Source organism: Hydrogenophilus hirschii, assembly GCF_054656675.1.
In genome coordinates, this window is record NZ_BAAHXQ010000001.1 from 1,098,164 (window position 1) to 1,118,967 (window position 20,804).

The window sequence follows — 20,804 nt, forward strand, 5'->3', positions numbered from 1 at the left end:
CACAAGGCCGATCAGTTCAAAGCATCGCCACGCAGTTCCCGCACCCAATCCGCCAGTGCTTTCGCCGATGCGAAGCGGTCGCTCGTGACCGTCTCGTCTTCGATGGTCACGCCATACTGGGCTTCGATCGCATGGAGCAAATCCAATACCGCCATCGAATCGAGCTCCGGCAACGCGCCCAACAGCGGGGAATCGGTGGTCAATTGCGCCCGTCGCTGGGGAGAGAGCTCCAGCACCGTCGCAACCAGATCGAGCATTTCCGTTTCCAGAGCCAAGATAGACTCCTGCGCGTCCGTGAAGTGAGCGATTATACGCAAGAGTTGTGCAGCGCACCAAGAAAACGAAGCCAATGATCATCACCCTTGCCGCACTCGTGACGCACCAAGCGCAGCGTACACCGGAACAACAGGCGCTCATCGAGACGCGCGCCAGTGCGCGCCGCCTTACCTACGCGCAGCTCGACGCGCACGTCACCGCAACCGCCCAAGCGTGGCAGGCGCACCTCCATCCGGGGCAGCGTGTGCTGATCTGGCTCGACAAACGCGTTGAAACGATCATCGCGCTCCTGGCGGCAAACCGCCTGGGCGCGCTCTTCATCGTCGCCAACCCTGCGCTCAAGCCAGAACAGATCGCTTACCTCGTGCACGACGCACGCCCCTCGTTGATCGTCACCAGCACCGCCCGCGCCGACGCCTTGCGCGCCCACTTGGACGCAGCGAACGCCTGGCGCCCCCACACGCCCCCGTCGCCCCTTGCCGAATTGGCCGCGCCGCACGAACGCGATTCCCTTTTGTTGCTCACGCACGCCAACCCCGCATCGAATTCCGTTCGCGAGGACGCGAATCGGATCACCGAAAACGACCCCGCGGCGATCTTCTACACCTCGGGCAGCACCGGTTTCCCCAAGGGTGTGGTCGTTTCCCACCGCAACCTGCTTGCTGGCGCCCAAACCGTCGCCCACTACCTGGGCCTCACCACTACCGATCGGATCCTCGCGCTCTTGCCGCTCTCCTTCGATGCGGGCTTTTCCCAACTCACGACTGCTTGGACCGTTGGCGCGACGGTCGTGCTCCACGACTATTTTCTGCCCCGCGATGCGCTGGCGGTCGTCGGCGAACACCAGATCTCGGTATTGACCGCCGTACCCCCCCTGTGGCGGCAACTGCTCAACCTTTCCTGGCCCACAACCTTCGCCGAACATTTCCGTTTGGGCGCGAGTACCGGCGGAAAGATGCCGCCGCGCTGGGTGGCTGAGTGGTACGACCGTTGCCCAAAGAGCCCATTCTTCGTGATGTACGGGCTCACGGAAGCGTTCCGCGCCACCTACCTGCCGCCGTCCGAATGGCCGAAACGGCCGGAATCGATCGGCATCCCCGTTCCCAACAACGACGTAATCGTCGTTCGCGAAGATGGAACACGGGCCCCCCCCGGCGAAATCGGTGAAATCGTGCAGCGCGGCCCACTCGTCTCCCTGGGCTATTGGAACGATCCGGTCAAGACCCAAGCGCGCTTTCGGACGCTTCCACCCGCGTTGCGACCGGCCAATGGCGCATTGCCGCTGCCCGAAATCGCTGTCTTTTCCGGCGATTACGGCTATTGCGACGATGACGGCTTTCTCTACTTCGTCGGTCGCCGCGACGGTCAGATCAAAACCAGCGGCTACCGCGTGAGCCCAGAAGAGATCGAAAGTGTGCTCCTTGCGCACCCCGCGGTGGTCGAATGTTGTGCGTGCGGGCTCGACGATCCCCTCCTGGGCCAGAAAATCGCGGTTGCGGTCGTCGTCTCCCTAAACAACGTCACCGCCGCCGACCTAACCGCTCACTGCCGTCGCCATTTGGCCACCTACCAGGTCCCGGCGCTGATCGATCTGGTGACAGAACCGTTACCGCGCAACCCGAATGGCAAAATCGATCGTCATGCGGTTCGACAAGCACTCGAATCCCGCTTCTCGGCTGAGGCGCATGGACACTGAGCAGAACAGAAACGGAGCCCCATCGTGACGGAACTCAGCCACCATCCTTCGATCCTCTGGCCTGCTCAGTCCGACGGCACTCTCTTGATCGGCGGAACGCCCCTACCCTTGGTTGCTGCGCGCTTGGGCACCGCCTCGTTCTACGCCTACGATGCCGAACGGCTCCGAACCCGCATCCTTGAATGCCGTTATGCCTTTGGCCCCGAGATCCACATTCACTACGCGGTGAAAGCCAACCCTTTTGCGCCGCTCGTCGCCGCAATCGCTTCGTGGGTCGATGGCTTCGACGTCGCATCGGAAAACGAAATGGCGCTCGCGCTCGACGTCGGAATGCCGCCAGAGCGCATCGCGTTCGCAAGCCCTGGGAAACGCCCGACGGCAATCCGTCGTGCCGTCGCCGCCGGCGTCACGGTCACGATCGAATCGCCCGATCAGCTCACTACTGTCCTTGCCGCCGCGGAACAGCTCGGCGTCACCCCTGCCGTGGCGCTTCGGATCAATCCCGATTTCACGATGACCCGTGCTGGGATGAAAATGGGCGGTGGCGCACAACCATTCGGTGTCGACCGCGAAGCCGCCCCAGCGCTGATCGCCCGCATTCGAGCAAGTGGTGCGCACTGGACAGGACTCCACCTCTTCGCCGGTTCACAACTCCTTGATACCGAACGGTTGATTGCCGCGCACCAAAACAGTTACGAAACTCTGGCTAGGTTGTGTGATGAAGCAGGCGCGGCACCAAAATGGTTCAACCTTGGGGGCGGCCTGGGCATTCCCTATTTCGCCGGAGAATCTCCGATCGATCGCGCCGCGATTGGCGCGGCGCTGCACCGCCTGGCGCAAATCCACCGGCAGCGCTTCCCCACCACCCAACTCATCCTCGAGCTGGGGCGCTATCTCGTCGGCGAAGCGGGGGTGTTCGTCACCCAAATCCTCGAACGGAAAACCTCGCGCGGCGAGACCTTCCTCGTTTGCGACGCTGGGCTCAACGCGCACCTTGCCGCAACGGGTAACTTCGGACAGGTGCTCAAGAAAAACTACCCGGTGGCGATCGGTAACCGAATGAACAGCCCCGCAACGGAAAAGGTGACGATCGTCGGCCCCCTGTGCACGCCGCTCGACCGGTTGGCCAGCAACGTCCTCCTGCCCCGCGCCGAAGCGGGGGACTGGGTCGTGGTCTTTCAGTCGGGCGCTTATGGCACCACCGCGAGCCCGCAGCGCTTCCTGAGCCATCCCCCCGTGAGCGAAACTCTCGTTTGGCCAGTTACTGCGTCAAAGGAGCCCCACCATGGCACTCGTTGAGCTATCCGACCTGATCTTTGCTTTCCTGACCCTGACGGCGCTTGAGATCATCCTCGGCATCGACAATGTGATTTTTCTTGCCATCCTGGTAAACCGACTGCCCAAAGCGCAGCAAACCAAAGGCAGAATCCTGGGACTTTCCCTGGCGATGCTCACCCGCATCGCTCTCCTCTTTTCGCTGACCTGGATGATGCGCCTGACAACACCACTCTTTTCCCTCTTTTCCTGGTCATTCTCCGGGCGCGATCTCATTCTCCTTGGTGGGGGGCTCTTTCTGATCGCCAAGAGCGTCTCGGAAATTCATGAGAGTCTGGAAGGGTCCGGGGATCGTGCCGTACAATCGCCCAAACCCAAAGCGTTCCTCGCCGTCCTGATCCAGATCGCATTGATCGACATTATCTTTTCGCTCGACTCGGTGATCACCGCAGTGGGGCTGGTGCAAAACCTGCCGGTGATGATCGCGGCAATCGTCGTCGCCGTGCTGGTGATGATGGTTGCCGCCGCGCCGATCGCCGCATTTATCGACCACCACCCCACGGTCAAAATGCTCGCACTCAGTTTCCTGGTGGTGATCGGGGTAGTGCTCATCTCCGAAGCGTTTGGCGTCCACGTGCCGAAGGGTTATCTCTACTTTGCGATGGCCTTCTCGTTTGTCGTCGAAATGCTCAACATCCGGTTGCGCAAACGGATGAATGGCAACGCTGTCGCTTTGCACACCCCGCACATGCCCACAAACGCCCCCCAGAACGAACGCAAAGAGTAACCCTTTTCCCGTTCGCTCCCGATTTCAGGAACGGCTTTTTGCGGATTGCGCTGCCAACCAGGCGATCGCCTGCACGCAGCGCCTCTTCCGTCATGTAAAATAGCGCCTTTGCGGCACCCAAAGGAATCACGATGTTCCGCCAATCCGATACCCTCGAAATCGTCGACCCCGAAATCTGGTCGCTCATCCAGGCCGAAAACCGTCGCCAAGAAGAACACATCGAACTCATCGCGTCGGAAAATTACGCCAGCCCAGCAGTGATGGCGGCGCAAGGAAGCCAGCTGACCAACAAATATGCTGAAGGCTACCCGGGCCGTCGCTACTACGGGGGTTGCGAATTCGTCGACGGCGTCGAGCAACTCGCGATCGACCGCCTGAAAGCACTCTTCGGCGCAGAAGCGGCAAACGTGCAACCCAACTCCGGTTCGCAAGCCAACCAAGCGGTGCTGATGGCGTTTGCGAAACCGGGCGACACGATCATGGGGATGAGCCTGGCCGAAGGGGGGCACCTCACCCATGGCATGCCGCTCAACCTCTCGGGCAAATGGTTCCACGTCGTCTCTTACGGGCTCAACGACCGTGAAGAGATCGACTACGACGCCGTCGAGCGGCTCGCGCACGAACACCGGCCGCGCATCATCGTCGCGGGGGCCTCCGCCTATGCGCTCAAAATCGATTGGGCGCGTTTTGCCGCGATCGCAAGGGCCGTCGGTGCGATCTTCTGGGTCGACATGGCGCATTACGCTGGCTTGATCGCCGCCGGGGTCTACCCCAACCCCGTGCCGCACGCCGACGTCGTCACGTCGACCACGCACAAGACGCTGCGCGGCCCACGGGGTGGGGTGATCCTCATGAAGGCGGAGCACGAAAAAGCGATCAACAGCGCTGTCTTCCCCGGGCTGCAAGGCGGGCCGCTGATGCACGTGATCGCCGCGAAAGCGGTCGCGTTCAAAGAAGCGATGACGCCCGAATTCCAACGCTACCAAGAACAGGTGGTGCAAAACGCTCAGGCGATGGCCGCCGTGCTCCAAGCGCGCGGGCTTCGAATCGTCTCCGGCCGAACCGAATCCCACCTGTTCCTGGTCGATCTGCGCGCCAAGGGGATCACGGGGAAAGCCGCCGAAGCCGCTTTGGGCCAAGCCCATATCACGGTGAACAAAAACGCGATTCCGAACGATCCGGAAAAACCGATGGTCACCTCGGGCATTCGCATCGGTACTCCTGCGATCACCACCCGCGGTTTCGGAGAAGCCGAAGCGGTCAAAACCGCGCACCTCATCGCCGACGTGCTCGAGGCACCGGAAGACGCCACGGTGATCGAGCGGGTCAAAGGCGAAGTCGCTGAGCTCTGTCGGCGCTTCCCAGTCTACGAATGGAGCCGCGTCTGATCGCGGTTGCAGCGCGATGCGTTGCCCCTTCTGCAGTGCGCCTGACACCCAAGTCCTGGAGACGCGCGAAAGCGACGACGGCGCGGTGATCCGCCGCCGCCGTCGCTGTGCCGCGTGCGGGCGGCGTTTCACCACCTTCGAGCGCGCCGAGATCAAACTGCCCGCAGTGATCAAACGCAACGGCGCGCGCGAACCCTACCAACGCGAAAAACTGCGTGCCAGTTTCGAGCTGGCGCTGCGCAAACGTCCCGTCTCGAACGACGCGATCGACGCAGCGATCGACGCGATCGAAGCGAAGCTCCTCGCAAGTGGCGCCAGCGAAATCGCCTCCGACCAGCTCGGCGAATGGGCGATGGACGCGCTCAAATCGCTCGACAAGATCGGTTATGTCCGTTTCGCTTCCGTCTACCGCAACTTCGAAGACGTCGACGCGTTCGCGCAATTCCTGCGCAACGTCAAACCGCGACGGCGAAAAAAAGGGGCGAAAGAGACGCACCCCCCGCTTTCCGAGCCTGGGGACCTCTTTGCCCCTACGCCCACAGAGGCCGACCCAGACGCCGCGTCCTAGGATCCGTCGCCCCGTGAATGATCAATTCCTCGCCCACGTGACAGCTACGGTTTCGCCTCAAGACGCATCCCCTTTTGCCCAGTGGATGCGGCGTGCGCTTCGCCTGGCGCGCCGGGGGATGAACACGACAACCCCCAATCCGCGCGTCGGCTGTGTGCTCGTTGCCCCCGATGGCACCCTTGTCGGCGAAGGGTGGCACGAACGCGCAGGGGGTCCCCATGCCGAAATTGGCGCGCTGCATCAAGCAGGTAACCGCGCACGCGGCGCAACCGCTGTCGTGACACTTGAACCGTGCGCCCACCACGGCAAGACGCCGCCGTGTGCCGACGCGTTGATCGCCGCTGGCGTCACCCGCGTCGTCTATGGCATGCGCGACCCAAACCCCCTCGTTGCCGGCAAAGGGTTGGCGAAACTTGCCGCTGCCGGAATCGAAGTGGTGGGTCCGGTGCTCGAGGCAGAGTGCCGCGCACTCAACCCCGGTTTCATTCGGCGCATGACGGCGCACCGCCCCGCTTTTTTCCTCAAAACCGCGGCAACGCTCGATGGCCGCATCGCGCTGGCTAACGGCATGAGTCGCTGGATCACGGGCGAAGCGGCGCGCCGTGACGTTCACCGCTGGCGCGCCAGCTGTTGCGCCGTCCTCACCGGTATCGGAACCGTGCTCGCCGACGATCCGCTACTCACGGTCCGTCACCGCCCGGCGCTACGGCAACCGATCCGGATCGTTCTCGACAGCCACTTGCGCATCCCCGAAAACGCGCAGCTCGTTCGTGACCACCATGCCCCCACTTGGGTGATCACCACAGACGCCGCGAATCCGGAGAAAATCGCCCGCTTGACGCAGATGGGATGTACCGTCCATTGCCTGCCCACGACCGTGGACGGAAGGATCGATCTCCACGCTCTGGCGCGGTGGCTAGCCGAACAGTCGCTCAACGAAGTCTTGGTCGAAGCCGGCGCCACCCTTGCCAGCGCGTTCCTGAAAAACAGCCTCGTCGACCGCTGGCTCCACTACCTTGCCCCGAAAGCGTTTGGCGGCGACGCCTATCCCCTTTTTCCGGCATGGGAACTCACTGCGGTGGCAGCCGCCCCCAAATGGCGTATTGACCGCGTGCGCCGTTTGGGCGACGATCTCTCTCTCGAATTGGTGGAGCCCGGCAATGACTGCGACGAACCACACCGCGCCGCACCCTGAACCCACGCCGCGCCGCGCCCTCGTGCTCTTTGCGCATGGCGCACGCAACCCCGAGTGGGCGGAACCGCTTCGGTACGCCCAGAGCGTCCTCTCTGAGCGGCTACCGGATCACACGGTAACCGTGGCGTTCCTGGAGTTCCTCTCCCCGACGTTGACCGAAGCCGTTATGGAACTCGCCCCTACCCATAGCGAAATCGTGATCGTTCCCTGGTTCGTTGCCGAAGGGGGGCATCTACAGCGCGACCTACCCCAGCTGGTCAACAATTTGGCTACACGCTACCCGGCGGTCCAATTCTCTTGTTTTCCGCCAATTGGCACCCTCGAACCGGTGATCCGGGCGATCGCAGACGCAGTCGTCGCAACGCTTTCGGCATCTTGATTATCGACGCCCAACGCGGCAGCGTTGCGTGGGAATTATTCGTCCCGAGCCGGGCGATCACGGCAAACCGGGCATGCCGGATCTCGGGGGACACGGATACTGCGCCACTCGAACCCCAGGCCATCGAAAAGCCACAATTTCCCCCACGACGGTTCGCCGCATCCCACGATCACTTTCAGCGCCTCGTGGGCTTGCAGTGCGCCAACGACTCCTACCAATGGCGCGAAGACACCCATCGTGGCGCAGCGCACTTCGGTCACGTTTTCCCCTTCCGGGAAAAGACAGTGGTAGCACGGTGAAGCCGATGCGCGTACGTCAAAGACCGCAAGCTGCGCGTCGAACCGAATCGCGGCACCGCTCACGAGCGGCTTGCAATGGCGTACACAGGCACGATTGATCGCATGGCGCGTTGCGAAATTGTCGGTGCAATCCAGCACGACATCGCTTGCGGCTACCAGTTCGTCGAGGTCGTGCTGCGCCAGCCGATGGGGAACCGCGGTCACGGTGACGTCTGGGTTCGCCAGCCGCAACGCGTCGGCAGCCGCTTCGGCTTTGGGGCGGCCGATATCGGACTCCGTATAGAGGATCTGCCGCTGCAAATTGGTGGCGTCGACCGTATCGCCATCGGCAACAGTCAGCACACCAACGCCCGCCCGGGCCAAATAGAGCGCTGCGGGACAACCCAAGCCGCCAGCCCCCACCACCAAGACACGCGCGGATCGGATCCGCGTCTGGCCTTCGATATCGATCTCCGGCAAGAGAATGTGGCGGCTGTAGCGCAGCAGCGCTGCATCGTCGAGAAGATCGGTTGCGTCAGTGGTAGTGGCGCAACTCTTCTGGGGCGGGATCGTGGTCACCGTGGGGATGCTCCTGGTACTCTTGAACGAAGGCGGTCTGTGCCTGCTTCAGCAGCCGCTCCGGTTGTTCGAGATGCTCGCGCTGGACCGCTTCGCAGTAATGGTACCAAGCGCGCTGGACGCGCGCCGCAAGGGTGTCGTCCAGTGTAAAACCGGCGGCAATGAGCGCCTCTTCCAGCTCGACCAGCAAGTGGTCACGCACCGAATATTCGACGACGAGTGTATCGGGGAGTTCGATCTGCACTTTGAGCTTCTTGCGCTCGGCCAAAACAAACGCTGCGGCTTCCAGTGTCTGCCCCGCTTGCAGTCGTACCCGCAACGCACGACGCTTCTCGATCCCCGAACACGGCACCTCCGGTGCTTTGACCCGTCCAGCCAAACGATAGGGCGTTTCTCGCTTCATCGCACCACCTCCTTTCGCCGCCCGCTTCGGGTCATTTCGGCGTTCACGGTTTTTGCGCGACCGTCTGCGTCGGTGCGGCTTTCGTCACCTGCGCCCATTCCGGCAATACCCCATGGCGCAACCAGTAAAGCGCGGCTTGGAATTGCCGGTCCTGCTCACTGCCGTATTCGATCGGTTTCGTCGGCCCCTCATCGTTCGATTGTGTGTCGGCATCCGCCCCTTCGCCCCCACCGGCGTTGCCGTTTGGTTGGGTGGATGCGGCAGGACGACGAATCTGTCCTATCGCGTCGAGCTCGATGTGCCCTTGCAGATCGGCTTCGCGCAACGCTTTACGCTTGCCGTTTTCCCGTTCGGGGACGACGAAATCGGGTTCGATACCTTCCGCCTGGATCGACCGGCCGCTGGGGGTATAGTACAGCGCGGTGGTGAGCTTCAGCGCAGTGCCATCGTTGAGCGGTAAAATCGTCTGCACCGACCCTTTGCCGAAACTCTTTTCGCCCAAGAGCTTGGCACGGCCGTGATCTTGCAACGCGCCCGCTACGATTTCCGACGCCGACGCCGATCCCGCATTGATGAGCACCACCATGGGGACCGTGCGGAACATCTCTGGCCAATTGGCGAGATAGTCGCGTTGTTCGTCGCTTCCGCGCAGGTAGTCCTCTGCACGCGCATGGTATGCCCGCTGCGTATCCGGCAATCGCCCCTTCGTCTTGACCACGAGCGCCTCTTCCGGCAAGAAAGCCGCCGAAACGCCGATCGCCGCGTGGAGCAACCCCCCGGGGTCGTTACGCAGGTCGAGAACGAGTCCTTTGATTTCCCCGTCACGCGCTTCACGCTTGAGCTGCTCGGCGAGCATTGGGCCGGTGGTCTCTTGGAAATTGGTGATACGCACGTACACGACATCACCTTCTCCCACCCGCTTCACCTTGACGCTGCGCACTTTGATCACTTCCCGGGTGATTTTCACCGTAAACGGTTTTTCGTTTCCTTTGCGCAGCACCGTGAGGGTAATCGACGTGCCCGGCTCGCCGCGCATCCGTTTCACCGCGTCGCGCAACGTCATGCCTTTCACCGGGGAATCGTCGAGCTTGATGATGAGGTCGCCCGCCTGCAGCCCCGCGCGCGCCGCCGGCGTCTCTTCGATGGGTGAAACGACCTTGACGAACCCATCCTCCATCGTCACCTCGATGCCCAAGCCGCCGAACTCGCCTTGAGTGCCCACCTGCAGCTCGCGATACTCTTCGGCATCGAGAAACGCCGAGTGGGGATCGAGACTCGCGACCATCCCACGGATCGCCTCGACCACCAATTTCTTGTTGTCCGGTTCCTCGACGTAGGCTTTGTTCACCACGTCGAGCACGTCGGCGAACGTGCGCAGCTCTTGCAACGGCAACGCGTTCGTCTCCGTTCGGCTCGCCCAACCCGTCACGGTCAGGGTAAGCAACACCCCGACGAACATGCCACTTACAGACCAAGCCATTCGGCGCCAACGTGTCGTCATCGTCTCTTCCTACTGTTTGAGCCAGGGGCGGGGGTCGACCGGCTTCCCGCCTTTACGCAGTTCAAAGTATAACCCGCTCGTCGCGAAATGTTCCGTGCGTCCCACGCGACCGATTGTTTCGCCCTTGCGCACCGTTTCGCCCACCGCAACCAGCGGTGCGTCGAGATTGGCGTAAATCGTAAGGAGTCCTTGCCCGTGGTCGAGGATGACGAGTTGTCCATAGCCACGGAGCCAATCGGCAAAGGCCACGACACCATCGGCGACTGCGCGCACGGAAGCCCCTTCTGGCGCTGACCAGAAAAGACCATGCCAAGTTCCACCTTCCGGCCGTCGCTCGCCGAAGGTTGCAGTCAATGTGCCTTGCGCAACCGGTGACGGCAACGCCCCACGCTGGGCAACCATCGCACGGGCCGTGGCACGATCGCCTTCTGGGATATTACCCCCCTTGGATTCTGCTTGCCGCCGACGCGCCTCTTCTTGCGCGCGACGCCTCGCTTCGGCTTCGAGTCGTTTCACGAGTTGCGACAACGCACGCGCGTCTGCTTCGAGCGCTTTGCGCCGTTCCTCGACGTTCGCGAGCGTTTCCGCCAACGCTTCGTGCAACACTTTGCGCTTTTCCGCCAACTGCTCCCAACGCGCGCGCTCTTTGGCCAGTTCCGCATGTTGTGCACTGAGCGCCGCCTGTTTCTGCGCCAACGCCTGCGCCATTTTCGCGGCCTGCGCCCGTTGCGTTTCCGCTTGCGCAATCCAACCCTGAACCTGCGCCGCCGCCTCTTCGCGGACGAGTTCGGCGACGACCGAAATCACCAGCGGGCCACCGCCAACAACCGGATCGAGCGGTAGCGTCAGCGACAGCGCTTCGGCCAGATGGGCCAAACGCTGCCAACTTTCCTGCGCCCGTGCTTGCGCTGCCTCCCACGCTTGTTTGGCCGCGGCTACCTGTTGTTCCAGTCTTTGCGCTTCCGCTTCCAGGCGAGCCAACCGCCGGGCCAGAATGACAGCCGAGGTTTCGGCGATTTGTAATCGCCGCTCGATCTCTGCCCGGCGCTCGGCAACACCTTTCGCTTTCTGTTCGAGCGCGCGCAACTCTGCACGCAGCGCGTCCAGTTGTGATTTGGCTTCTTGGGCGTTGGTGGGGTTGGCTTCAGCACCAAACGCTACGCCTCCACCCAACGCGCCCACCACGAAAAACAAAAGGGCAGCCGCCCAAAAGGCGCCGCCCTGCTTGCCGACTTTCTGGCGCGGGTCGCGCACCGTCGCCCTTACTTCGCCCGCCCCTGCGCGGCCACTGCCGCTTGCTGGGCGCGAATCGTCTCTTCGTCGGCCAAATAGTAGTGTTGGATCGGCCGACAGTTGGCGTCCAACTCATACACGAGCGGTTGTGCCGTAGGAATGTTGAGCCCAACGATCTCTTTGTCCGAGACGTTGTCGAGGTATTTGATCAACGCGCGCAGGCTATTACCGTGTGCCGCGATCAAGATCCGCTCGCCCGCCAGGATGCGCGGCACGATCACCGTCTCCCAATAGGGCACGAAACGCGCTACGGTGTCTTTCAAACACTCCGTGCGCGGGAATTCGCTTTTCGGCAGATCCCAGTAACGCGGATCGTCCGTTTTCAAACGCGGATCGTCTTCGGCGAGCGGCGGCGGTGGAACATCGTACGAACGCCGCCACACCAATACTTGCTCATCGCCATATTCCGCTGCGGTCTCGGCTTTGTTCAACCCCTGTAACGCGCCGTAATGGCGTTCGTTGAGCCGCCAAGACGACTCGACGGGAATCCACAATTGATCGAGCGTTTCTAAAACGATGTGCAACGTTTTGATCGCACGCTTCAGCCGTGAGGTAAAAGCTCGGTCGAACGCAAACTCGTGCGCTTTGAGCAGTTCGCCGGCCGCGCGCGCCTCTTCGACCCCTTTTTCGGTCAGATCGACATCGGTCCAACCGGTAAACCGGTTTTCGCGGTTCCACACCGATTCGCCATGACGCAGGAGAACGATCTTATACATCAGAATCCTCTGATATGATTATCGAAAAAACCGGCAAGGAACGTTCCATGCCCCCCAAAAGCAACGAAACATTTTATACTAGCGGCTTCACAAATCGTTCGCGAGACCCTTGGGAAATGTTGAGTCAAACGATCGTCGAACTCGCCGGGAAAGACGAACAGATCGAAATGGCGGCGCGGGCGTTGAAGTCGATCGCCCATCCGCTGCGTTTGAAGATTCTGTGCGTGATCGGTGAGGACGAAGCGTGCGTGCAAGAGATCGTCGATGCGGTGGGAACGTCACAGAGCAATGTCTCACAACATCTGGCGATCATGCGCGACAAAGCCATCCTGGCCACGCGCAAAGAAGCCAACCGAGTCTACTACCGCGTTGCCGATCCGCGGACCCTTCAGCTCGTCGTCTTGATGCGTGAGCTCTTTTGTCACCGCTGAACGGCAACCCAAGGAGCCAGCATGACTGTTACCGATTATCTGTTGCACCAATGGCAGTGGAGCCTTCTGGCGCTCGTGAGCGGCAGTTGGTGGGTCGTCGAGACCATCCGTGCGCTGACCGACCGTTCGCGTCTCACGCCGCTTCAAGCCACCCTGATGATCAACCAAGAAGGCGCGGTCGCGGTCGATGTCCGCAGCGACTCCGAATACCAGAGCGGCCATCTTCCGGGCGCGATTTTCGTGCCTTTGGAACGCATCCCAGACGACAAAGCGCTGCAGAAGGTCAAAAACCGCCCCCTGATCCTCTACTGCGAAAGCGGCGCCCGTTCCGCGGTAGCATTGAAAAAACTGCGTCGAGCGGGTTTCGAAAAAGTCTATCATCTGGTCGGTGGCTTGGTCGAGTGGCGCAAGGCCAACCTGCCGCTCGTCACCAGCAAAACGGAGAAAAAGCGCAAATGACGACCCCTGCCATTCGCATGTACGCCACGCACTACTGCCCCTATTGTGTCCGTGCGGAGCAATTGTTGCGCCGCAAGGGCATTGCCGTGATCGAAAAGATTTTGATCGACAACGACCCGGCGCTGCGCGACGAAATGATGCGCGTCACCGGACGACGAACCGTGCCGCAGATCTTCATCGGCGACACCCATGTCGGTGGCTGTGATGACCTCTACGCGCTGGAACGGGAAGGAAAACTCGATGCCCTTTTGGGGTTGAAGTAACACCCTTCCCGAACGCGAACCGTTCTCTTTTCTTGGTCAAGGAAACCATACGATGAGCGAAACCCATCCTGCCAATAGCGGCAACGCCCAAAGTCAGGCGCCGATGTTCACCATCGAAAAACTCTACGTCAAAGACCTCTCCGTCGAGGTCCCGCGCGCACCCGACTGTTTCTTAGAAACGCAAGCACCCAATATCCAGGTCGAAATGGGCACTGCGGCGCGCAAACTCGACGAGGCCCATTACGAAGTGGCGCTCACCATCTCGGTCAAAGCCTCTGTCGAAGAGCGTGCGCTCTTCCTCATCGAGCTCACCTATGGCGGGGTCTTTCTGGTGCGCAACGTCCCCGAAAGCGATGTCGAACCCCTGCTGTTCGTGGCCTGCCCCAGCATCCTGTATCCGTATGCCCGCGAGGTGATTTCGGATGCCTCGACGCGCGCCGGTTTTCAACCGGTCCTCCTGGCACCGGTCAATTTCGAAGCGCTCTACCTCCAACAAAAGCAACAAGCGCAGCAAGCGCCCTCCACCGATACCCCTCAGTAACGAAAAGGAGTCCGCGCCATGCTTGGCCAGCCCTTCCAGCGACGGTTGCAAGACGCTGCGCACAGCGGGCGCGTTTTTCACCGCCTGGCGCTCCTCGTCACTGCCTATTGTTTTGCCACTAATGCCTACGCTGCCGATTACCGCAGCGTCCGCGAGCCGGTACCGGTGCGAAAAGCACCCCAAGAGCAGGCGCCCATTGCGTTCTACTACGGTCCAGGCACTCCGGTCGAGCTCATCCAAGAACGCAACGGCTGGGCCCAAGTGCGCGACAAAGATGGGGGCGGTCTCTTTTGGGTTCCGGCCAACGCGCTCACGACGCAACGCACGGTGATCACACGTCACGCCGAAACCGAGGTTCGTTCCGCACCGGACAAAAGCGCGGCCCTTCTGAGCGTGCTTCCGGCAAATGCCGTATTGCGCCTGAACACCGCACAGCGCACGCCTCCCGGATGGGTAGCGGTAGAAACGGCGCAAGGAACAGGGTACGTGGCCAAACGCGACGTTTGGGGCTGGTAAGCGATGCGACTGGCGGTTTTGGGGGCGGGCGCGTGGGGCACGGCACTTGCGATCGCATGGGGCCAACACCACCCGGTCACCCTCTGGTGCCGGTCGCGCGCATTGGCCCAGCGCATACACACACAGCGCACCAACGAACGCTACCTTGCAGGCCCGGTCCTGCCGCCCAACGTGCGTGTCACGGACGATTGTGCTACCGCAATCGGTGACGCAGAATTGGTGGTCATCGCCACACCTCTTGCCGGACTTGCCCAAACGGTCGCCACCCTTGCCCAGACAGCACCGCACACTCCTTTCCTCTGGGCGTGCAAAGGGATTTTGCCCGACACGCAAGAACTGCCGCACGAAATCGCGGCGCGCGTCTGGAGTGAGACTACCGCTGCCGCGTTGCCCGACCACGGCGTGATCACGGGGCCAAGTTTTGCGCTGGAAGTGGCGCAAGGACTCCCCACCGCGGTCGTTTTGGCGTCACACAATGCCCAATGGGCCAAAGCGATCATCGATACGCTCCACCAGCCGCGCTTTCGCCTCTACGCGCACCATGACGTTACCGGCGCAGAAGTGGGCGGTGCGATCAAGAATGTGATCGCGATCGCGGCCGGAGTCGCCGAAGGGTTGGGGTTTGGGCTCAACACGCGTGCTGCGCTCATCACCCGGGGTCTTGCCGAAATGGGTCGGCTTGCCGAAGCCCTTGGTGCCGAGCGTGAAACGTTGATGGGGCTTGCCGGAATGGGGGATCTCATTCTCACCTGCACCGGTGGGCTTTCCCGCAACCGACGTTTGGGACTGTTACTCGCTAGCGGGGAGCCACTCTCTGCCGCACTGGCCGCGCTGGGACACGTTGCAGAAGGGGTGCCCACGACGCAAGCGTGTGTGCAACTTGCCAATACGCTTGGCATCGAAATGCCCATTGCTCAGGCCGTGCATGAACTGCTGTTCACACCGGGCACTTCAGCGGAAGCGGTCGTGGAAAAACTCCTCGCACGCGACCCAAAATTCGAATTCTGAACCTGCCCTTCGGCCTATGCGATCGTTTTCTCCCAGAACATCGCGTCGGGGAACGGGTTGAAACGATAAGGCGGAATTGCGTAAAAGCCCATTCGGCGATAGAGCGCATTCGCGGTAACCAGTTTGGCCACCGTATCGAGCCGAACTTTTCGGTACCGCAGTGCTTTTGCCCGCTCCAAAAATGCCTGAACGAGCATTCGCCCAATCTGTTTCCCTTGAAACGCAGGCAACACGAACAGCCGCTTCATCTCGGCGATCTCGTCACTGAGCGGCCGTAACCCCACCATCCCCGCCACTTTTCCTTCATGTTCAGCCATCAGCAACGCACCCAATGGTGGTCCATACATGGTGTCCAATTGCTCCAACTCGTCCGCCAAGCCTTGGAAAGAGAGATCGAGCCCCAAAAATCGGGTATAGCACTCGATCAGAGACCGCGCATGCGCGTAATCCTTGGCGGTCGTCGCCGAAAAGATTCTTGTCGTCATACACCCCCCGAAAATCGGTGTTGCCGCCACGCCTCATAGAGCACCAGCGCCACGGTATTGGCCAAATTGAGGCTGCGTTGCCCGGGACGCATTGGCACGCGCAGCCGGTGGGCTGACGAGAATTCCGCATGGATCGCTGCCGACACGCCCCGGGTTTCCGCGCCAAAGACCAGAACATCCTCGGGCGCAAACGCCACCTGATCGTACCGAGTTTCCCCCTGGGTCGTCAGCAAAAACCAGCGTCTCCCCGCAAGTGCGGCACGACACGCAGACCAATCGGCGTGGACCTGCATCGTCGCCCATTCGTGGTAGTCCAAGCCGGCACGGCGCAACTGTTTGTCGGACAAGGTAAAACCCAACGGCCGCACCAAGTGAAGCTGCGCACCGGTATTGGCGCACAGCCGAATGATATTGCCCGTGTTTTGCGGGATTTCGGGCTCGACGAGCACGATGTGAAACACTTATCGCCCCTCTGGTTCCAGCACACAGACGGAGAGGACTTCGTCGAGTAACGACTGCAACGCCTGTGCGATACCTTCGGGCGTTGCTTCGGCCTCGGTATAGAAAGCAAACGGGCGCGTCCACACGGTTTGGTTGCCCGCACGCAGCGAACAATAACCGTGTGCCACCGCGCCTCCTTTCCGGGCGGCTTCATAACGGTCGAAAACAAACTGTAACCGTTTATCGGCCCGATTGGCCGCCGCGGACAGGTCGGAAACGAACACGTACGCTGGATAGCGCGCGGCAAGTCGCGTTCGGAGCGCTTCCTCAACTTCCGCACCAAACGGCAAAGACCATTGGTAGCGATCGTCGATCGTGTAGCGCACCGCATCGACACGAACGGTCAAGGCACGCCGATCGAGCGCTTGCGGCACCGATACGGCAACCCGGACCACCTGCGTGCGTTCGGGTACCGCTCCTGCCGTCGTCATATGGCTCGTCACACCACGGGCTGGCTGGAGCGTGAACACATCGGTCGTTGGCGGCACGGTGCTACAGCCCCCCAAAAAAACGGCAACCGCCAACGCCCCAATCGAGCGCACACCACGCGAATACGATGACACACAACGCGACACGCTTTTGTCCGTTCTGTTTTTCACTGTGCCTTACCGCGAATCAGCGACTCAGGATGACGCGCAAGTTCTTCCGCAAGCAGCTCGACCGCTCGGGCTGCGCGCTGCGTCGATTGCAGCACTGCCTGGAGCTGTGCGCGGGGCACCCCTTGATCCCCCCAATCTTCCGCGAGCGACGCGGTCAGCTTTTCCAATGTTGCCAGCGTTTCCCGCACTTGGGCCAAAGTGGCCATCACCGCTTTGGGCGCGCGATCTAATTCGGCCAACAATCGGTCGGTCCGCTGTAGTACCGAACGCAACTGCCGTGCTGCCGAATGGGGGTCTTGGGCATCGAGAAGCGCGCGCAACCCGTGCGCGGCGTCACGCAGCTCGGTGATGAGCTCTTTCCATGGGGCATCGCGCAGGTCGGTTGCCAATTGGGTCACGGTTCGCGCTACCTCGTCGAATGCCGCGGGCAACGCCGGGAACGTGGGGTATCCCCCTTCCCACACCAGTTCAGCCGGCGCGGCACGGGGGACGAACACCAAGTCGATCATCTTCTGCCCGGTGAGCAAACTCATCGGTTTGGGCTGCGCTCGCAACCCCTCCTTGACCCATGCAGCAAAAATCGCCTTGACGCGCGCTTCATCCTTCGGCAGATCGAGGCGCTCCGGCCAGACCTCGATCCAAACCTCCGGGCTCACCCGTTCCGTGCGTTCGTCGAAACGCGGCAAGACTCCCAACACCTGTCCCACTTCGAAACCCGAGAAGAAGACTGGCGTCCTGGGATAGAGTCCGCTCACCCCCTCAGGGAGCCGCAAACGAAAGATCAAGCGGAACTCGGGTGCAGGGTTCTCTGCCTCTTGCGCATTGGCGTAGAGCGGAAAACTATGCCCCTCTGCCGCCTGCGCCGCGTCACCCCACGGTGGTCGCCAGTCGAACGCAATGCCACCGTGCAAGAGCGCCAAACCCGAAGCCACCTCGGCAACGATTCCGCGGCCGCCGATTTCGACGCGCGCCGCCTGCTGCACCCAGAATCGACTGCCCACGCGCACCTGTTCGTCGTACGGCGCGCGCACGAATACCGAAACACGCAACGTTCCTTCCGGATCCAGTGCCGCACCGACCACTTCCCCAACGGCCAAACCGCGAAAGTAGAGGGGCGTTCCCACCTCGAGCGGCGCGGCGGTGCGCGACGTCAAAACGAAACGTTTCCCGCCACCCTCGGCGGACACCAACGGCGGTTCGTTCAGCCCTTGATAGTGGGATTGCCGCGCACCGTTTTTCCCCGGATCGAACGTTATGTACGCTCCCGACAGCAAGGTCTCCAGCCCGGTAACCGCACGCGCCGTCACACGCGGTTTCACCACCCAGAAGCGGGCATCCGCTCGCAGGTGTCTCGCCACGTCCCGGTTGATCGATAGCGTCACGACCACTTGATCGAGCGCTGGATCGAGCGTCACTACGGTCACCCGACCCACTTCCACCTCTTTGTAGCGAACGCGCGTCTTACCCGCTTCGATCCCGGCAGCGGTTGGAAAACGAACGGAAACCGTCACTCCCGCGTCACGCCACGCCTGATACCCCACCCAAAACGCGATCACCAACGCCGTGATCGGCAACAACCAAATCGCCCAGCGCGCGAACCCGGCACCACTCGGCGTCGCAGGCTGAGCTTCCGGCAATTGGGTCAAAAGATTCTCATGTTCCGTCAAAATCGGACTCCCACCACAACCACCGGGGTCGAAAACGCTCGGTGGCAACCATCGTGAGCACCACCACCGCGGCAAAAGCAAGCGTTCCGGCACCCGGTGTAATCGCCGCAATCTCGCCGAACTGCACCCATGCAGCCAAGAGCGCAACGACGAAGACATCGACCATCGACCATCGCCCCAACCAGCCGATCCACCGCAACCACCGCACCGCGACCGGTTGCCAACGTCGGCGGCGCGTGCCACTCACCCAGAGCACGAACCCCAGGACCACCATCTTCGCGAATGGGATCAAGACACTGGCCACCAGCACGATCGTGGCCAGCCCCCACGAACCGACCACATAAAGGTGGATCACGCCACCAATGAGCGTACTCGGTTCCGAACGTCCCAAATTGGCGACCGTCATCACCGGTAACAGGTTCGCCGGAAAGTAGAACGCAAACGCCGCAAGGAGCAGCGCCCAAACCACGCGTCGTTCTTGCGCGGTCTCTTCAACGCGCGACAACGTGGCCCCACAGACCGCGCAGCGGCAGCGGTCACGGGTGACCCGGCGGTTGATCGCGCCGCAATGGTCACAGCGCGCCCACCCCAACATCGTAGCGGTCACGAAACGCGGTGGCATGCCAGCCACTCCGCACGGTAGCGATCCCAATCGAAAAGCGCGTGGATCACGGCCAACGAAACGGTGAAACCAACGAACGCCCACAGGCTGAGCCCCGGAAGCAGACGCGCCATATCCCCAAGTTTCACCACCGCGACGACCACGCCCAATAGAAAGACATCGAGCATCGCCCAGTGGCGGTGCCAGTGGGCATACCGCAACAACAGACGAATTCCGGGAACCGTTCGACGGCGCCACAAGGGAACAAAAAGCCACGTGTAGGTCAGCAACAACGCAAGCGGCGCAAAGACCGTCGTCGCTGAAACGATCGCGGCCAAACCCGTTTCATGCCCCCGCGCAAGCGCCGCAGCCAACGTCCATAACGTCACCTCGGTAACCTGCCCGAAAAGCTCGAGCTGCGCAAGCGGCTGCACGCCGCTCGCAAACCACAGCACCCACGCAGTGACCACCCACGGCAGCAACGCGCGAAACGGCACGCCGCTGCGCCAAACAACTGCGCCACAACGCGGACAATAGGCACGCTTACCCCGCAGCGGCTTGGGCAACCGCGTCACCAGATCACATTCAGGACAGACCACCACCTCTGCGCGAGCCACCCACCCCCCGGTTCGAACAGCCGTTTTCATCGTGCCATTATATCGTGCCGTCCCCAGCGGAAGCGGGCGCTGCGGTCCGCGCAGCGACCAAGAGATGGACTGCGTTCGCTCCGGCTGCCCGCAATGCTTCGCTGGCTGCAGCAAGCGTCGCCCCGGTGGTCATCACGTCGTCGACCACCATCACGTTTCGTCCCGTCACCAGGCGGCGATCGCGCACGACGAACGCCTGCGCGACGTTTTCCACACGGTGCGCGCGATCAAGGGTCGCCTGCATCGCCGTTTCTTTGCACCGCCGCAACCCGTCCGCCTGCCAAGGAATGCCCCAGATACGCGCAACCGTCCGCGTGATCTCCGCCGCCTGATTGAACCCGCGCGTTCGTTGCCGTTCTGGAGCAAGCGGAATCGGCAGCAGCAAATCGCCCCGTGGTTCGGCGGTGGTGGCAAGTGCCGTGCCCAACGCCGTCGCATACGGTAACGCCCGGTGGAATTTCAAACGGTGCACCCAGCGATCAACCGGGGCTCGGTACCAAAACGCCGCTTGCGTCGATTGAAAGCTGGGTGGTGATGCCGCGCAGCGCGTGCAGACCCCAGCGGTTTCGCCGCCCCCCGAAGCGAGCGCTTCTCCGCAACGCACGCAGGCTTGCCCGGCGTCCCACCACGGCAACGCCTCGGCACACCGGTCACACCACGGCGCGTCGCCAAAATGCGTACGTTCGCAGCCGATACAAACAGTTCCTGTCAATTTCGTCAAAATTCGCGTAAAATCACTGCTGATCATTTCA

General features: G+C 61.8%; 26 protein-coding genes. 13 read left to right on the forward strand and 13 right to left on the reverse strand.

Going from position 1 to position 20,804, the window contains the following annotated elements; genetic code table 11:
• Window positions 1-11: 11 nt before the first annotated feature.
• Complete coding sequence (locus ACYQ4Z_RS05350; protein ID WP_145981795.1) at window positions 12-275, reverse strand: acyl carrier protein; 264 nt, start codon at window positions 273-275, stop codon at window positions 12-14.
• Between the two features lie 74 nt (window positions 276-349).
• Between ACYQ4Z_RS05350 and ACYQ4Z_RS05355 the strand changes: the two genes are divergently transcribed.
• The 7 genes from ACYQ4Z_RS05355 (at window position 350) to ACYQ4Z_RS05385 (ending at window position 7,564) form a co-directional block, all read left to right on the forward strand.
• A complete protein-coding gene (locus tag ACYQ4Z_RS05355) occupies window positions 350-1,972 on the forward strand; it encodes an AMP-binding protein (RefSeq protein ID WP_119335273.1) in 1,623 nt (540 codons plus the stop codon).
• A gap of 24 nt (window positions 1,973-1,996) precedes the next feature.
• Window positions 1,997-3,271, forward strand: a complete 1,275-nt coding sequence (locus tag ACYQ4Z_RS05360; RefSeq protein ID WP_459860290.1) for a pyridoxal-dependent decarboxylase, exosortase A system-associated — start codon at window positions 1,997-1,999, stop codon at window positions 3,269-3,271.
• Window positions 3,258-4,034, forward strand: a complete 777-nt coding sequence (locus tag ACYQ4Z_RS05365; RefSeq protein WP_459860292.1) for a TerC family protein — start codon at window positions 3,258-3,260, stop codon at window positions 4,032-4,034. The genes ACYQ4Z_RS05360 and ACYQ4Z_RS05365 overlap by 14 nt, the downstream gene beginning before the upstream one ends.
• A gap of 131 nt (window positions 4,035-4,165) precedes the next feature.
• Window positions 4,166-5,422 (forward strand): serine hydroxymethyltransferase, encoded by a 1,257-nt coding sequence (glyA, locus tag ACYQ4Z_RS05370; RefSeq protein ID WP_219971522.1) that lies wholly within the window; start codon window positions 4,166-4,168, stop codon window positions 5,420-5,422.
• Between the two features lie 16 nt (window positions 5,423-5,438).
• On the forward strand, window positions 5,439-5,990 hold the full coding sequence (gene nrdR / locus ACYQ4Z_RS05375; RefSeq protein ID WP_219971546.1) for a transcriptional regulator NrdR: 552 nt from the start codon (window positions 5,439-5,441) through the stop codon (window positions 5,988-5,990).
• Between the two features lie 13 nt (window positions 5,991-6,003).
• Window positions 6,004-7,185: a bifunctional diaminohydroxyphosphoribosylaminopyrimidine deaminase/5-amino-6-(5-phosphoribosylamino)uracil reductase RibD gene (gene ribD, locus ACYQ4Z_RS05380; protein ID WP_325162762.1), complete on the forward strand. Its 1,182-nt coding sequence runs from the start codon at window positions 6,004-6,006 to the stop codon at window positions 7,183-7,185.
• Window positions 7,151-7,564: a sirohydrochlorin chelatase gene (locus tag ACYQ4Z_RS05385; RefSeq protein ID WP_119335279.1), complete on the forward strand. Its 414-nt coding sequence runs from the start codon at window positions 7,151-7,153 to the stop codon at window positions 7,562-7,564. Before ribD ends, ACYQ4Z_RS05385 begins: the two co-directional genes overlap by 35 nt.
• Window positions 7,565-7,599: 35 nt before the next feature.
• On the opposite strand, the gene ACYQ4Z_RS05390 is transcribed toward ACYQ4Z_RS05385, so the two are convergent.
• Genes ACYQ4Z_RS05390 through gpmA form a run of 5 tightly spaced genes read right to left on the reverse strand, consistent with a single transcriptional unit; the run spans window position 7,600 to window position 12,334 of the window.
• Window positions 7,600-8,421, reverse strand: a complete 822-nt coding sequence (locus ACYQ4Z_RS05390) for a HesA/MoeB/ThiF family protein (RefSeq protein WP_459860293.1) — start codon at window positions 8,419-8,421, stop codon at window positions 7,600-7,602.
• A complete protein-coding gene (locus tag ACYQ4Z_RS05395) occupies window positions 8,378-8,824 on the reverse strand; it encodes a hypothetical protein (RefSeq protein ID WP_459860294.1) in 447 nt (148 codons plus the stop codon). The genes ACYQ4Z_RS05390 and ACYQ4Z_RS05395 overlap by 44 nt, the downstream gene beginning before the upstream one ends.
• 43 nt (window positions 8,825-8,867) lie before the next feature.
• On the reverse strand, window positions 8,868-10,325 hold the full coding sequence (locus tag ACYQ4Z_RS05400) for a S41 family peptidase (RefSeq protein ID WP_285614282.1): 1,458 nt from the start codon (window positions 10,323-10,325) through the stop codon (window positions 8,868-8,870).
• Between the two features lie 9 nt (window positions 10,326-10,334).
• Window positions 10,335-11,579 (reverse strand): murein hydrolase activator EnvC family protein, encoded by a 1,245-nt coding sequence (locus ACYQ4Z_RS05405; RefSeq protein ID WP_219971570.1) that lies wholly within the window; start codon window positions 11,577-11,579, stop codon window positions 10,335-10,337.
• An 8-nt stretch (window positions 11,580-11,587) separates the two neighbouring features.
• Window positions 11,588-12,334, reverse strand: a complete 747-nt coding sequence (gene gpmA / locus ACYQ4Z_RS05410; RefSeq protein WP_219971573.1) for a 2,3-diphosphoglycerate-dependent phosphoglycerate mutase — start codon at window positions 12,332-12,334, stop codon at window positions 11,588-11,590.
• A 116-nt stretch (window positions 12,335-12,450) separates the two neighbouring features.
• Between gpmA and ACYQ4Z_RS05415 the strand changes: the two genes are divergently transcribed.
• The 6 genes from ACYQ4Z_RS05415 to ACYQ4Z_RS05440 are packed head-to-tail and all read left to right on the forward strand — an operon-like array spanning window position 12,451 to window position 15,552.
• On the forward strand, window positions 12,451-12,765 hold the full coding sequence (locus tag ACYQ4Z_RS05415; RefSeq protein ID WP_219971575.1) for an ArsR/SmtB family transcription factor: 315 nt from the start codon (window positions 12,451-12,453) through the stop codon (window positions 12,763-12,765).
• Between the two features lie 21 nt (window positions 12,766-12,786).
• On the forward strand, window positions 12,787-13,224 hold the full coding sequence (locus ACYQ4Z_RS05420) for a rhodanese-like domain-containing protein (RefSeq protein WP_119335284.1): 438 nt from the start codon (window positions 12,787-12,789) through the stop codon (window positions 13,222-13,224).
• Window positions 13,221-13,487, forward strand: a complete 267-nt coding sequence (grxC, locus tag ACYQ4Z_RS05425; protein WP_285614283.1) for a glutaredoxin 3 — start codon at window positions 13,221-13,223, stop codon at window positions 13,485-13,487. Before ACYQ4Z_RS05420 ends, grxC begins: the two co-directional genes overlap by 4 nt.
• Before the next feature lie 52 nt (window positions 13,488-13,539).
• A complete protein-coding gene (secB, locus tag ACYQ4Z_RS05430; RefSeq protein WP_119335285.1) occupies window positions 13,540-14,028 on the forward strand; it encodes a protein-export chaperone SecB in 489 nt (162 codons plus the stop codon).
• A gap of 18 nt (window positions 14,029-14,046) precedes the next feature.
• The gene (locus ACYQ4Z_RS05435) at window positions 14,047-14,544 is read left to right on the forward strand and encodes an SH3 domain-containing protein (RefSeq protein ID WP_438438039.1); all 498 of its coding nucleotides are present in this window, start codon (window positions 14,047-14,049) and stop codon (window positions 14,542-14,544) included.
• Between the two features lie 3 nt (window positions 14,545-14,547).
• Window positions 14,548-15,552 carry an NAD(P)H-dependent glycerol-3-phosphate dehydrogenase gene (locus tag ACYQ4Z_RS05440; RefSeq protein WP_219971577.1) on the forward strand — a complete coding sequence of 335 codons (1,005 nt, stop codon included), beginning with the start codon at window positions 14,548-14,550 and terminating at the stop codon, window positions 15,550-15,552.
• A gap of 14 nt (window positions 15,553-15,566) precedes the next feature.
• Here the strand turns inward: ACYQ4Z_RS05440 and ACYQ4Z_RS05445 are convergent, their stop codons facing one another.
• From ACYQ4Z_RS05445 to ACYQ4Z_RS05475, 7 genes are all read right to left on the reverse strand, one after another.
• A complete protein-coding gene (locus ACYQ4Z_RS05445; RefSeq protein ID WP_459860295.1) occupies window positions 15,567-16,037 on the reverse strand; it encodes a GNAT family N-acetyltransferase in 471 nt (156 codons plus the stop codon).
• The gene (locus ACYQ4Z_RS05450) at window positions 16,034-16,498 is read right to left on the reverse strand and encodes a tRNA (cytidine(34)-2'-O)-methyltransferase (protein ID WP_219971593.1); all 465 of its coding nucleotides are present in this window, start codon (window positions 16,496-16,498) and stop codon (window positions 16,034-16,036) included. Before ACYQ4Z_RS05450 ends, ACYQ4Z_RS05445 begins: the two co-directional genes overlap by 4 nt.
• Window positions 16,499-16,969 (reverse strand): PqiC family protein, encoded by a 471-nt coding sequence (locus tag ACYQ4Z_RS05455; RefSeq protein ID WP_219971595.1) that lies wholly within the window; start codon window positions 16,967-16,969, stop codon window positions 16,499-16,501. It abuts the gene before it with no gap.
• 164 nt (window positions 16,970-17,133) lie between these two features.
• Entirely contained in the window at window positions 17,134-18,804 is a 1,671-nt protein-coding gene (locus ACYQ4Z_RS05460) for a PqiB family protein (RefSeq protein WP_170141293.1), read from the reverse strand.
• Window positions 18,791-19,426: a paraquat-inducible protein A gene (locus tag ACYQ4Z_RS05465; RefSeq protein ID WP_459860296.1), complete on the reverse strand. Its 636-nt coding sequence runs from the start codon at window positions 19,424-19,426 to the stop codon at window positions 18,791-18,793. The genes ACYQ4Z_RS05460 and ACYQ4Z_RS05465 overlap by 14 nt, the downstream gene beginning before the upstream one ends.
• Complete coding sequence (locus ACYQ4Z_RS05470; protein WP_219971598.1) at window positions 19,408-20,052, reverse strand: paraquat-inducible protein A; 645 nt, start codon at window positions 20,050-20,052, stop codon at window positions 19,408-19,410. The genes ACYQ4Z_RS05465 and ACYQ4Z_RS05470 overlap by 19 nt, the downstream gene beginning before the upstream one ends.
• 7 nt (window positions 20,053-20,059) lie before the next feature.
• A complete protein-coding gene (locus ACYQ4Z_RS05475) occupies window positions 20,060-20,800 on the reverse strand; it encodes a ComF family protein (protein WP_219971600.1) in 741 nt (246 codons plus the stop codon).
• Window positions 20,801-20,804: the final 4 nt, after the last annotated feature.

Bases quoted from the DNA above. Each gene is read 5' to 3' on its own strand.
- grxC (WP_285614283.1), top strand. From the start codon at position 13,221: ATGACGACCCCTGCCATTCGCATGTACGCCACGCACTACTGCCCCTAT.
- nrdR (WP_219971546.1), top strand. From the start codon at position 5,439: ATGCGTTGCCCCTTCTGCAGTGCGCCTGACACCCAAGTCCTGGAGACG.
- ACYQ4Z_RS05440 (WP_219971577.1), top strand. From the start codon at position 14,548: ATGCGACTGGCGGTTTTGGGGGCGGGCGCGTGGGGCACGGCACTTGCG.
- gpmA (WP_219971573.1), bottom strand. From the start codon at position 12,334: ATGTATAAGATCGTTCTCCTGCGTCATGGCGAATCGGTGTGGAACCGC.
- ACYQ4Z_RS05415 (WP_219971575.1), top strand. From the start codon at position 12,451: ATGTTGAGTCAAACGATCGTCGAACTCGCCGGGAAAGACGAACAGATC.
- ACYQ4Z_RS05470 (WP_219971598.1), bottom strand. From the start codon at position 20,052: ATGAAAACGGCTGTTCGAACCGGGGGGTGGGTGGCTCGCGCAGAGGTG.
- ACYQ4Z_RS05400 (WP_285614282.1), bottom strand. From the start codon at position 10,325: ATGACGACACGTTGGCGCCGAATGGCTTGGTCTGTAAGTGGCATGTTC.
- ACYQ4Z_RS05385 (WP_119335279.1), top strand. From the start codon at position 7,151: ATGACTGCGACGAACCACACCGCGCCGCACCCTGAACCCACGCCGCGC.
- ACYQ4Z_RS05355 (WP_119335273.1), top strand. From the start codon at position 350: ATGATCATCACCCTTGCCGCACTCGTGACGCACCAAGCGCAGCGTACA.
- ACYQ4Z_RS05455 (WP_219971595.1), bottom strand. From the start codon at position 16,969: ATGACGACGGCAGGAGCGGTACCCGAACGCACGCAGGTGGTCCGGGTT.
- ACYQ4Z_RS05445 (WP_459860295.1), bottom strand. From the start codon at position 16,037: ATGACGACAAGAATCTTTTCGGCGACGACCGCCAAGGATTACGCGCAT.
- secB (WP_119335285.1), top strand. From the start codon at position 13,540: ATGAGCGAAACCCATCCTGCCAATAGCGGCAACGCCCAAAGTCAGGCG.
- glyA (WP_219971522.1), top strand. From the start codon at position 4,166: ATGTTCCGCCAATCCGATACCCTCGAAATCGTCGACCCCGAAATCTGG.
- ACYQ4Z_RS05420 (WP_119335284.1), top strand. From the start codon at position 12,787: ATGACTGTTACCGATTATCTGTTGCACCAATGGCAGTGGAGCCTTCTG.
- ACYQ4Z_RS05475 (WP_219971600.1), bottom strand. From the start codon at position 20,800: ATGATCAGCAGTGATTTTACGCGAATTTTGACGAAATTGACAGGAACT.
- ACYQ4Z_RS05435 (WP_438438039.1), top strand. From the start codon at position 14,047: ATGCTTGGCCAGCCCTTCCAGCGACGGTTGCAAGACGCTGCGCACAGC.
- ACYQ4Z_RS05465 (WP_459860296.1), bottom strand. From the start codon at position 19,426: ATGCCACCGCGTTTCGTGACCGCTACGATGTTGGGGTGGGCGCGCTGT.
- ACYQ4Z_RS05365 (WP_459860292.1), top strand. From the start codon at position 3,258: ATGGCACTCGTTGAGCTATCCGACCTGATCTTTGCTTTCCTGACCCTG.
- ACYQ4Z_RS05395 (WP_459860294.1), bottom strand. From the start codon at position 8,824: ATGAAGCGAGAAACGCCCTATCGTTTGGCTGGACGGGTCAAAGCACCG.